Source organism: Pseudomonas sp., assembly GCF_049300855.1.
GTDB lineage: Bacteria > Pseudomonadota > Gammaproteobacteria > Pseudomonadales > Pseudomonadaceae > Aquipseudomonas.
Genome location: NZ_JBAQKH010000007.1, coordinates 83,166 through 95,362, shown reverse-complemented (window position 1 = coordinate 95,362; position 12,197 = coordinate 83,166). Strand labels below are relative to the sequence as shown.

The following is a 12,197-nucleotide window of genomic DNA, read 5'->3' as shown; positions in this document are numbered from 1 at the left end:
CTGACACTCCGCCTTCGCGAGCAAGCTCGCTCCCACAGGGGATTTCAGGCGATTAAAACATCAGGCCAGTTCCAGCCAGATCGGCGCATGGTCGGAAGGCTTTTCCATCCCGCGCAATTCATAGTCGACACCGGCGGCCTTCACTCGCGGCAGCAAACCATGCGACGCCAGAATCACATCAATCCGCAGCCCGCGCTTCGGTTCATCCTCAAACCCACGGCTGCGGTAGTCGAACCAGCTGAACATGTCGGTCACGTCCGGGTTCAGGTGACGATAGCTGTCGGTCAGGCCCCAGTTTTTCAGGCGTGCCATCCACTCGCGCTCTTCCGGCAGGAAGCTGCATTTACCGGTTTTCAGCCAGCGCTTCATGTTGTCCGGGCCGATGCCGATGTCGCAGTCTTCCGGGGAAATGTTCACATCGCCCATCACCACCAGCGGCTGCTCGTTGTGGAACTGGCTTTCCAGCAGCGCTTGCAGATCACTGTAGAAACGCTGCTTGGCGGGGAATTTGGTCGGATGGTCGCGGCTTTCGCCCTGTGGGAAATAGCCGTTCATGATCGTCACCGGCACGCCATTGGCGTCGGCGAAGGTGCCCCAGATAAAGCGGCGCTGGGCGTCTTCTTCGTCGGTGGCGAAACCTTTGTGAATGGCGATCGGTTCCTGGCGCGAGAGCATCGCCACGCCGTAATGGCCTTTCTGGCCGTGGAAGTACACGTGATAGCCGAGGGCGCGCACTTCTTCGAGCGGGAACTGGTCGTCGTGAACCTTGGTTTCCTGCAAGCCGATGACGTCCGGCTGGTGTTTTTCGATCAGCGCTGCCAGCTGATGCGGACGGGCGCGCAGTCCGTTGATGTTGAAGGAAACGATCTTCATGGTCGGCAGTCCTAGCAAAAGGGCGATGCTAGCTGACAGGGGGGAAATGGGCCAGTGTGGGAGAAATCATTTTGGCCTGTGGGATTTATGTTGTCTGTCCCGGCCCCATCGCTGGCAAGCCAGCTCCCACAGGTTTCTGTGGTGCATATGAATGTTGTGTACAACACAGACACTGTGGGAGCTGGCTTGCCAGCGATGAGGCCCTTCCAGTCGATGAAGATCCCCAGTTGGTCTATACCTGTGGGGAACTGTCCCACCGCCACAAGGTTCGTACCAACAAGAGCGCCGCCATCTGCACGCGCCCCGGAGAGAATCACCGTCATGCCTGAAACCCAGACCGCCATCGCCGACATTCATATGCTCGACCGCGGCTATTCCCGTGAAGCCCGCTCGCTGCTTTATCAGGCCTATCGCCACGAGCCGACCTTCGGCTACCTGTTCGAAGCCGAACGCCCTGGCTACGAGCAACGGGTGCGGGCGACGGTGCGTGAACTGGTCAAGCAACACTTTCTGCAGGACTTGCCGGCCATCGGCCTGTTGGTCAACGATCGCCTGATCGGCATCGCGTTGATCGCGCCGCCACAACGCCGTCTGGGGATTACCGAAAGTTGGGCGTGGCGCTTGCGCATGGTGCTCAGCACCGGTTTTCGCTGTACCCGCCGCTATCTCGAATACCATGATGCGGTTTCTGCCTGCGTGCCGACCGATTCGGTGCACATGCTGCCGCTGTTGGGGATTCACCCGCAGTTCCAGGGCAAACACTTCGGCGAGCAACTGCTGACCGCCGTACACAATTGGTGCGCCGTCGATGAAACCTCGCAAGGCGTGGTGCTCGACACTGGCAACCCGCGCTATCTGGAATTCTATAAAAGGCAGGGTTACCAGGAGATCGGCGAAGTTGCTGTCGGGCCGGTGCGCGAACACGTATTTTTTCACGCCAATCCGCAGGTGTTACAAACTGCAACAGCATGACAATCGAACTTCTTGGGAAATTTCCTGTTCTATCACGCTCCCAAGCCCGTGATAGCATCCGCGCCTATGAAGTTTCCAGGAAGATTTACCAGTGGCGTGCTCATGCTGTTAACCAGCTGCGCGGCACTGGCGCAAAGTGAATTGGATGTGCGGATCAAACCGTCCAACGATGAACTCAAGGCCAATATAGAAGGCTATATCGGCAGCCTCGGCGATCGTGACGAAGAAGCCTTGCAACGCTTCAGTCGCGGTGCCGAAGAGCAGGCGCGCAAGGCGGCCCAGGCGTTGGGCTACTACCAGCCGCAGATTGAAAGTGATGTGAAGGGCGGCAACAAACCGCGCCTGGTGCTGAACATCGATCCCGGCGAGCCGATTCGCCTGCGCAACGTCACCATTCGTGTCGACGGCCCGGCGGCCTCCCTCAAATCCTTTCGTGTACCGAAAAGCGACGTGCTCAAATCCGGCGCGGTGCTCAACCATGGGCGTTACAAAGACGCCAAAAGACTTATTCAGAATCAGGCTTCACGCTTCGGTTTTTTCAGTGGCCATTTCACCAGCCAGAAACTTTTGGTCGACCCGCGAGCCGGTGTCGCCGATGTCGAACTGATCTACGAAAGCGGCCCGCGTTATGCGCTGGGCAAAGTCAAATTCGAAGGCGACACGCCGTTCGACGAAGACTTGCTGCAACGCATGGTGCCGTTCAAGGAAGGCGAGCCGTACGACTCCGAGCTGATCGCCGAGCTCAATCGCGACTTGCAATCGAGCGGTTATTTTGAAGGCATACGCGTCGATGCCGCACCGACCGCGGCGAAAAACGACGTGATCCCGGTGGACGTCAAACTCGACACGCGCAAGCCGCGGACCATGGGCCTGGGCCTCGGTTATTCGACCGACGTCGGCCCGCGCATCAAAGCCAACTGGACGCGCCACTGGGTCAACCCGCAGGGCGACAGCTACGGCTGGGAAGCCGAACTGTCGGCGCCGCGACAAAACGTCGGGCTGTTCTACGACATTCCGCTCGACCCGCCGCTGACCGACAAACTGCGTTGGGCCGGCGGCTACCAATTCGAAGACATCGACGGTTCCGACACACTCAGCAAACTGCTGACCTTCGGCCCGGAATGGCACAGCAAGTTACCGAGCGGCTGGCAGCGAGTGATCTCGCTGAAATGGCAGCGCGAAGAATATGAACTCGGCGACGACTCCGGCCTGAGTACCTTGCTGATGCCCGGCATCAGTTACTCGTACCTGAAAAGCGACAACCGCATCGACCCACACAACGGCTATCGCCTGAGCTTCGAAAGCAAAGTGGCGAAGGAAGGCCTCGGTTCCGATAACAACCTTTTATATGGCACGGCGCTGGTCAAAGGCCTGACCACAGTATTCGACAAACACCGCTTCCTTGGGCGCGTGCAGGTCGGCGGCAGCGCCACCAACGGCTACAACTCGGTGCCGCCGTCGCTGCGCTTCTTTGCCGGTGGCGATCAAAGTGTGCGCGGTTACGACTACCAGAGTCTGTCCCCGGAAAACTCCAAAGGCGATCGCATCGGTGGCCGCTACATGGTCGCCGGCAGCGTCGAGTATCAATATTCGATTGCCGAGAAATGGCGCGTGGCGACCTTCGTCGACCAAGGCAACTCTTTCAATAAACTCGAACTGCCGAACCTCAAGACCGGGGTCGGTATTGGTGTGCGCTGGGTTTCGCCGGTCGGGCCGATCCGCCTCGACCTGGCCCATGCACTCGACGACGATGGCGGCATCCGGCTGCACTTTTCCATGGGGCCTGAGCTGTGAAGCGTGGTTTGAAAATTACGGCGCTGGCGGTGTTGGCGCTGCTTTTGCTGATTGTATTGAGTGTCACCGCTGTGCTCGGCACGGCGGCCGGCAGCCGCTGGGTGCTGGGCCTCGTGCCGGGCTTGAGCGTGGAGAATTTCCAGGGTCGTCTCGGCGGGCAGTGGAGCGCCGATCATCTGGTGTGGCAGCAGGACAGCAGCCGCGTCGAGCTGAACAAGGCGATCTTCGCCTGGTCGCCGCTGTGCCTGACGCGCATGACCCTGTGCATCGAACAGCTCAAGGCTGATCAGGTCATTCTGCAATTCCCGCCGAGCGAAGAAACCACCGAAAGCGGCCCGATCAAACTGCCGGATCTGCAATTGCCGGTGGCCATCGAGCTGGGCGACGTACAGGTCGGCAGCCTGTTGTTCAACGGCAGCGAACAGCTCAAGGGCCTGCAACTGGCGGCGCACTGGACCGCCCAGGGCATGCAGATCGACGGCATCAAATTGCAGCGCGACGACCTCAGCCTGAACCTGTCCGGCACACTCGCGCCGACCGGCAACTGGCCGCTGAACATCAGCGGCGACCTGACGTTGCCGTCGCCGGGTACGGAGCCGTGGACACTGGCGTTGAAGATCGACGGCGACCTGTTGAAAACCCTCAACCTGCATGCCGACAGCCGTGGTTACCTTGACGGCCAGTTGAGCGGCGAACTGCAACCGCTGGCGGAGAACCTGCCGGCCAAGGTGCGTATCACCAGCGATGCGTTCAAACCGAGCGCTGACCTGCCGGACACGCTGCAACTGAATCAACTGCTGCTGACCGGCGAAGGCGACCTGAAAAACGGTTATCAGCTCAACGGCAACGCCACGCTGCCCGCCGATAAAGGTCCGGTGGCGCTGTTGCTCAAAGGCAAAGTCGACGCCAGCGGCGCGCAGTTTGCCGGCCTCGACCTGACGGCCAACGACAAACAAAGCCTGAAACTCACTGGCAGCGTTGACTGGAGCAAAGGCCTCAGCGCCCAAGCCAATATCAACTGGCAGGATTTCCCGTGGCACCGGCTCTATAACGAAATCGACGAGCCGCAAGTCGCCCTGCGTACTTTCAGTGGCGAAGTCTCCTACACCGATGGGCAATACCTCGGTAACTTCGACGCCGCACTGGATGGCCCGGCGGGCGCGTTTACCCTGAGCAGTCCGTTCAGCGGCAGTCTTAAACAGATCGCTTTGCCGCAACTGAAAATGCAAGCCGGGCAGGGCAAGGCTGAAGGCCATGTGAATGTGCAGTTCGCCGACGGCATCGCCTGGGACACAGCGCTGGAGCTGTCTGCGCTCAACCCGGCGTACTGGGTTGCCGAGCTGCCGGGCACTTTGGCCGGGCCGCTGAAAAGCACGGGCGAAATGAAGAACGAGCGCCTGAGCCTCACTGCGGATCTCGACTTGAAAGGCAAGTTGCGCGGGCAACCGGCGATCCTCCAGGCCAAGGCTGACGGCGCCGGCGAGCAGTGGAATCTGAACGCCCTGCAAATCCGCCTCGGCGACAACAGCATCAACGGCAAGGGCAGCCTGCAACAGAAACTCACCGGGCAGATCGATATCAAGCTGTCGCGTCTGGCCCAGCTCTGGCCGCAACTGCGCGGGCAAGTCAACGGTCAGGTCAACGTCGCCGGTACGTTGAAGGCGCCGCAGGGCAAACTCGATCTGCAAGGTTCGCAACTGGCGTTCCAGGACAATCGCCTGCAAAGCCTCAACCTCGATGCCACTCTCGACAGCGCACAGCGGGCGAAAATCGATCTGAAAGGCAGCGGCATTCAGGCCGGTGACACTAACTTGGGCGTTTTGACCGCCAGCGCTCAAGGCGACATCAAAAAGCAGAAACTCGATCTCGACCTGATCGGGCCGCAACTGAAACTGGCCCTCGGTCTGGACGGCAATCTGGATAAAGGCAACTGGCGTGGACGCTTGGCCAGTGGCGATATTCAGGCCGGCGGCCAGGACTGGAAACTGCAGAATCCGGCCAAACTCGAACGTCTGGCTGATGGCAAGATCAACTTCGGCGCGCATTGCTGGATGTCCGGCGACGCCAGCCTGTGCGGTGAAGATCAGCGGCTGATGCCGGAACCGAAACTGCGCTACCACCTCAAGCAGTTCCCGATCGAAAGCCTGGCGCAATGGTTGCCGAAAGACTTTGCCTGGAAGGGTAGGCTCAACGCCGATCTGCAACTGGATCTGCCAGCGAGCGGCCCGAATGGCGTGGTCAGCATCGACGCCAGCGGCGGCACCTTGCGCATGAAGGAAAAGGATCAGTGGCTGGACTTCCCGTACCAGACACTCAAGCTGACCAGCAAACTGACGCCAAAACGTGTCGACACCGAACTCAATTTCGTCGGCGGCAAACTCGGCGAACTGATGGTGCAGGCGCAGCTCAACCCGTTGCCGAAAAACAAACCGTTGAGCGGCTCGTTCCGTCTCAGTGGACTGGATCTGTCGGTGGCGCGGCCGTTTGTGCCGATGGTCGAAAAACTTACCGGGCGCCTCAACGGCAGCGGGACGATTTCCGGCGGACTGCTGGCGCCGCTGGTCAACGGCACCGTGCAACTCAGCGACGGCGAAGTGTCTGGCGCCGAGTTGCCGATGGAGCTGCAGAATCTGCAACTTACCGCCCTGATTGCCGGCGAATCGGTGCGCCTCGACGGCGGCTGGAAAAGTGGCAAGAGCGGGCAGGGCAGCTTGACGGGGAACGTCGCCTGGGGCCAGGCACTGATGGTCGATCTGGCGTTGAAAGGCACGCAATTGCCGGTCACCGTCGAGCCGTACGCCAAGCTCGAAGTGGCGCCGGACTTGAAGATTTCCATGGCCGGCGACGAGCTGAAAATCGCCGGCAAAGTGCAGGTGCCCAAAGGCGAAATCACCGTGCGAGAGCTGCCGCCATCCACGGTGAAAGTCTCCGATGACACGATCATCGTCGGTGCGCAGACCGAAGAGGGCAAACCGCCGCTGGCCATGAAAATGGACATCGACGTGGTGGTCGGCGAAGACAAACTGGCCTTCGCCGGTTTCGGTCTGACCGCCAACGTGCAAGGTCATGTGCACATCGGCGACAACATGGACACCCGTGGCGAGCTGTGGCTCAACGACGGCCGCTACAGTGCCTACGGCCAGCGCCTGCAAGTGCGCCGTGCGCGTCTGTTGTTCGCCGGCCCCCTCGATCAGCCGTATCTGGACATCGAAGCGATCCGCCAGACCGACGACGTGATCGCCGGTATTCGCCTCAGTGGCAGTGCCGAGCAGCCGACCACGCAGATCTTCTCGGAACCGGCGATGAGTCAGGAGCAGGCGCTGTCCTATCTGGTCCTCGGTCGACCGCTGAGCACCAACGGTGAAGACAACAACATGCTCGCGCAAGCGGCGTTGGGACTGGGCTTGATGGGCAGCTCCGGGGTCACCAGCAGTCTGGCCAAGGATCTGGGGATTCAGGATTTCCAGCTCGACACTGCAGGCAGCGGCGATGCCACCAGTGTTGTGGCCAGCGGCAATATTACCGAGAAGCTCAGTTTGCGTTATGGCGTGGGCGTGTTCGAACCAGCCAGCACCATTGCGCTGCGCTACAAGTTGAGCAAGAAGGTCTATGTCGAGGCGGCGAGTGGCGTCGCCAGTTCGCTGGATATCTTTTACAAGCGCGATTTCTGACGCGCGTTTCCCCTGGCCGGGTCGCATCGCTGCGATCCGGCTTTCGCTGAATGCATTAGACTCAGCGCTACTTGAATGCTGCGCGGTTGGCGGCTGTCCGAAAACAACAGAGACGCCTATGGTCCGCTTGAGTATGGTCTTGCTCGGTCACGACTTTGTCCGCAAACGCTGGTCTGCGCTGGCGCTGACGGGCATTGTCTGGGGCGCGGCCGGTGTGGGCATCTTCATTGATGCGCTGGACGGGGTTTTGTATTTCCCGCTGCATCTCTTCGGCTATCTGTTGTTGCTCGAAGCGCTGATCCTGCTGCTGGTGCCGGCACCGCAAGCCGGGACCGCTGCGGCCCTGCGCAAAGCGCGAGGGTTGGCGTTTCTCTTGCTGGGGCTGCTGATCGTCGACCGGCAACACGCCGCCGGGCTGATTCTGGCGGTGCTGTTTGGCGGGGCTTTTTTGCTCGATGGCGGTTTTAGGCTGGCGGCGGCGCTGGTGGTGCGCTTTGTCGGTTGGCAAGTGTCGCTGCTGGCGGGATTGTTCGAAATCGGCTTTGGCGTGTTTATCCTTGAGCCGTATCCGACGCTATATAAGGGCACGGTGCCGTTCTGCATTGGCATGAGTCTGTTTCTCTCAGGCTGTGCCTTGTTGCGCCAAGCGGTGCGCTTCAAAAACCAGCCGCCGCTGACAAGCCCTTTGTCGGTCAGTGCGCCGGCCAGCAGCGACGCGTTGGTGATTCACGTCTGGACCCCCAGTGGCACCGTCGACGACACGCTGGTGCGCAACCGCCTGCTCAACCGCTACATCGCGGCGGTCGATATCAACGGCGTGATTTCCGCCGGCCATGCGGCGCTGGAATGCGGGCCGGACATTTACATCAGCCATTACCCGCAGGACGACATCGATCGTTCGGCGGGGGATTTTGTGCGATTGCTGCGGGCGACGCCGAACAACGATGTCGCCGGCAGGTTTTTGCCGGACTATGCCGGCGAGGTGGCGGACTGGTGCCCGTCTTCGATGCAGGTCATTTTTGCCCACTACAACGCTCGGCGGCTCAGTGCGTTCTGGGCGGAATATCGGCAGAACAGCACGTACAACCTCACCAGTCGCAACTGTTCCAGCGCCGTCGCCCATAGCCTCGAAGCGGCCCTTGAAGGAGCGATGAACCGGGGCCATTCGAGCATGCTGGATTTCGCCCGGATCATTTTCAGCCCCGAGTTCTGGGTCGCCGCGCAAGTGCGCAAACGCGCCGAAGTGATGGCCTGGACGCCCGGGCTGGTGCTCGACTATGCGCGAGCGTTGCATGCTGCCATCGAGCCGGCACCGCCGGGCTGGCACAGCATGTATGCGGTGAGCAAACGTGCCTTTGGGTATGTGGCGACTGCCTTGCGTGGGCGTGAGGTGCATCCCGTTCAGCCGCCGCCTGTGCATCCTTCCGACGAGTCCTGACTGACCCTACACCGAGTCGCGCCCTTCGCGAGCAAGCTCGCTCCCACAGGTTTTGTGTCGTTGCCAATATTGTTTGGCTGACGCATGACCCTGTGGGAGCGAGCTTGCTCGCGAAAGCGTCAGCGCGGGCGACACAAAACCAACTCCATTGGTCAACTAATTACCAAGCCTCCTAACTATTTCGTTGACATTCGCTGCCTAGGCAGTAACATCTCGACATACATTCACTGCCTAGGCAGTTATTAGGTGAGCAAATGAAGCATTTCACCCCGGACGAATTCAAACACTGCCATCTCGGCCTGTTGCTTGGCCGCGCCGCGCTGCTCAAGGACCGGATCATCGACACGCACATGGAACCCCACGGCATCACCGCCGCGCAGTTCAAGGTGTTGATCATCATGGCCCAGTACGGCGTCGATACCCCGGCCGAGCTGTGCCGGCATCTATCGCTGGACAGCGGTTCGATGACGCGCATGCTCGATCGTCTGGAGCAGAAAGGCTTTTTGGCTCGCCACCGCAGCGAAGGCGATCGCCGTCAGGTGCAACTCAAGCTGACCGAGCAAGGCCAGCAACTGGCCGATCGCCTGCCGCACATCGGCGCCGACGCGATGAATGAACTGGCCGGCGCCGTCACCCCGGACGAGTTAAAGACCCTGGAATACATCCTCAAGAAAATCCTGCTGGCAGCCGGTGACCCGATCACTATCCAGCGGTTAGGTGAACACAATGAGCGGTAAAACCTTGCGCAGCAGCCTGACGCTGGTGCTGTCGGCGATGATCCTCGCCGGTTGCGCCAACTACAGCGGCCTCGACACCCATGGCCAGAACCTTGACGCGAAAAGCCTGAAAGTCGGTCAATCCCTCAATGGCGTGACCCTGTCGCCGGCCGCGTGGCCGAAAAGCGACTGGTGGACCAGCCTTGGCGATCCGCAACTCGACGGCTTGATCCGCGAAGCCCTGCACGACAGCCCGGACATGCAGATCGCCGAAGCGCGCGCCCATCAGGCCAGCGCCGCCGCGTATGCCGCCGATGCCGCGCGCTATCCGACCCTCGACGCCAGCGCCGGCATCAGCCGTTCGCGTCTGGCCAAGGATCAGGATCCGCGAGGGCAGGGCGATGCCTACGCCACCGTGCGGAACGTCAGCGCCGGTTTCAATTACAACTTCGACCTTTGGGGCGGCCAGCGCGATGCCTGGGAAGCCGCACTCGGTCAGGCCCGCGCCGCTGAAGTCGACCGTCAGGCTGCGCAGTTGACGCTGGCCGCCGACGTCGCTCGCGCCTACAGCGATCTCGGTCAGGCGCACATCGTTTATGACCTGGCCAACGACGACCTCAAGCGCACCAAGCAAATGCTCGACCTGAGCCAGCGTCGCCTCAGTTCCGGGATCGACAGTCAGTACCAGTTCCAGCAAACGCAAAGTCTGGAAGCCAGTTCCGAAGCCAGCCTGATCGACGCAGAAAAGCGCCTGAACAGCGCCAAAATCGCCTTGGCCGTGTTGCTCGGCAAAGGCCCGGATCGCGGTAACGAAATTGCCCGACCAAAAGTGCTGCAAGCCAGCGCTGTCGCCGTGCCATCGGTGTTGCCGGCGGAACTGCTCGGTCGTCGCCCGGATCTGGTCGCCGCGCGCTGGCGCGTCGAAGCCGCGAGCAAAGACATCGACTCGGCGAAAACCCAGTTCTATCCCAACTTGAACCTCACGGCCTCGGCCGGTGCCGAATCTTTGTTGGGTGACGCGATGTTCGGTTCGGCCAGTCGCTTCTTCAACATTGCCCCGACCATTTCCGTGCCGATCTTCGACGGCGGACGCCTGCGCGCCAACCTCGATGCGCGCGACGCCGATTACGACCTGGCGGTGGCGCAGTACAACAAAAGTCTGGTGAAAGCACTGGGCGATGTCAGCGACACGATCAACCAGTTGCGTGACATCGGCCGGCAGATCGGTGCGCAGCAACACGCCACCGAGATTGCCCAGGACTCTTACAACACCGTCGTCCAGCGTTACGGTTCCGGCATCGGCAACTACCTGGACGTGCTCAGCATCGAGCAGCAATTGCTGCAGGCCCAGCGTCAGTTGGCCAGCCTCAATGCCGAGCAGATCGACCTGTCGATTCAACTGATGCAAGCGCTGGGCGGCGGCTTCCAGGGTGACACCCTGACCGCAGCCAACGCCAGCCCAGCCACGCCGCACAACTAATTCAAGGTAATTGTCATGGCCACTGCCGAAAATACCCAAGCTCAAGGCAACACCCCGGACACCGGCAACCCGCGCAAACGCAAAGTCATGCTGCTGGTGCTCGCCGTTGTGGTTGCACTCGCCTGCGCCGGCGTCTGGGCGTATCACGAGTTCATCGGGCGCTTTAACGAAAGCACCGACGACGCCTACGTCAACGGTAACGTCGTCGAAATCACGCCGCTGGTGACCGGCACCGTGGTCAGCATCGGTGCGGACGATGGCGATCTGGTTCACGAAGGCCAGGTGCTGATCAACTTCGACCCGAACGACGCTGAAGTCGGTCTGCAAAGTGCCCAAGCGAAACTGGCGCGCACCGTGCGTCAGGTGCGCGGCTTGTATAGCAATGTTGATGGCATGAAAGCCCAGGTCAACGCGCAGCAAGCCGAAGTGCAGAAAGCCCAGGACAACTACAACCGCCGGAAAAACCTGGCGCAGGGCGGGGCGATTTCCCAGGAAGAACTGTCCCACGCTCGTGACGACCTGACCTCGGCGCAAAACGCCCTGGCCAACGCCAAACAGCAATTGAAAACCACCAGCGCGCTGGTCGATGACACCGTGGTGTCGTCGCACCCGGACGTGATGTCGGCCGCTGCCGATCTGCGTCAGGCGTACCTGACCAATGCCCGCAGCACCTTGATCGCGCCGGTCACCGGTTACGTGGCCAAACGCACCGTGCAACTCGGTCAGCGTGTGCAGCCGGGCACGGCGTTGATGGCGGTGATTCCGCTGGATCAACTGTGGATCGACGCCAACTTCAAGGAAACCCAATTGCGTGACATGCGCATCGGTCAGCCAGTCGATATCGAATCCGACATCTACGGCAGCGACGTGAAATACAGCGGCACCGTCGACAGCCTCGGCGCCGGCACCGGTAGCGCGTTTGCTCTGCTACCGGCGCAGAACGCCACCGGTAACTGGATCAAGATCGTTCAGCGTGTGCCAGTGCGCATTCACATCAACGCCGAAGAACTGGCCAAGCACCCGCTGCGCGTCGGTCTGTCGACCAACGTTGAAGTGAACCTGCACGACCAGAGCGGCCCGGTATTGGCTCAGCAGCCTCCACAAAAGGCTTCGTTCAGCACCAACGTCTACGACCGCCAACTGGCCGAAGCCGACGCGATGATTGCGCAGCTGATCCACGACAACAGCGCCGCGGTGAGCAAAACCGCGCAACGCTGAGATCACACCTGACCCTGTGGGAGCGAGCCTGCTCG

Annotated in this window: 8 protein-coding genes; 7 read left to right on the top strand and 1 reads right to left on the bottom strand. The window is 60.9% G+C overall.

Going from position 1 to position 12,197, the window contains the following annotated elements; genetic code table 11:
* Window positions 1-60: 60 nt before the first annotated feature.
* Window positions 61-873 (bottom strand): exodeoxyribonuclease III, encoded by an 813-nt coding sequence (gene xthA / locus WA225_RS02070; RefSeq protein ID WP_122607816.1) that lies wholly within the window; start codon window positions 871-873, stop codon window positions 61-63.
* 321 nt (window positions 874-1,194) lie between these two features.
* On the opposite strand from xthA, the gene WA225_RS02065 reads away from it, so the two are divergent.
* The 7 genes from WA225_RS02065 to WA225_RS02035 all read left to right on the top strand — a co-directional run bounded on the left by WA225_RS02065 (window position 1,195) and on the right by WA225_RS02035 (window position 12,162).
* Complete coding sequence (locus WA225_RS02065; RefSeq protein ID WP_141129139.1) at window positions 1,195-1,845, top strand: GNAT family N-acetyltransferase; 651 nt, start codon at window positions 1,195-1,197, stop codon at window positions 1,843-1,845.
* Between the two features lie 66 nt (window positions 1,846-1,911).
* Window positions 1,912-3,639, top strand: a complete 1,728-nt coding sequence (locus tag WA225_RS02060; RefSeq protein ID WP_422606670.1) for an autotransporter assembly complex protein TamA — start codon at window positions 1,912-1,914, stop codon at window positions 3,637-3,639.
* The gene (locus tag WA225_RS02055) at window positions 3,636-7,310 is read left to right on the top strand and encodes a translocation/assembly module TamB domain-containing protein (RefSeq protein WP_422606669.1); all 3,675 of its coding nucleotides are present in this window, start codon (window positions 3,636-3,638) and stop codon (window positions 7,308-7,310) included. Before WA225_RS02060 ends, WA225_RS02055 begins: the two co-directional genes overlap by 4 nt.
* Window positions 7,311-7,428: 118 nt before the next feature.
* Window positions 7,429-8,748, top strand: coding sequence for a hypothetical protein (locus tag WA225_RS02050; RefSeq protein WP_422606668.1), 1,320 nt, complete (start codon window positions 7,429-7,431; stop codon window positions 8,746-8,748).
* A gap of 254 nt (window positions 8,749-9,002) precedes the next feature.
* Window positions 9,003-9,485 carry a MarR family winged helix-turn-helix transcriptional regulator gene (locus tag WA225_RS02045; RefSeq protein ID WP_422606667.1) on the top strand — a complete coding sequence of 161 codons (483 nt, stop codon included), beginning with the start codon at window positions 9,003-9,005 and terminating at the stop codon, window positions 9,483-9,485.
* Entirely contained in the window at window positions 9,475-10,944 is a 1,470-nt protein-coding gene (locus WA225_RS02040) for an efflux transporter outer membrane subunit (RefSeq protein ID WP_422606666.1), read from the top strand. The genes WA225_RS02045 and WA225_RS02040 overlap by 11 nt, the downstream gene beginning before the upstream one ends.
* Window positions 10,945-10,959: 15 nt before the next feature.
* Window positions 10,960-12,162: an efflux RND transporter periplasmic adaptor subunit gene (locus WA225_RS02035; protein WP_008082123.1), complete on the top strand. Its 1,203-nt coding sequence runs from the start codon at window positions 10,960-10,962 to the stop codon at window positions 12,160-12,162.
* The last annotated feature ends 35 nt before the right edge of the window (window positions 12,163-12,197 follow it).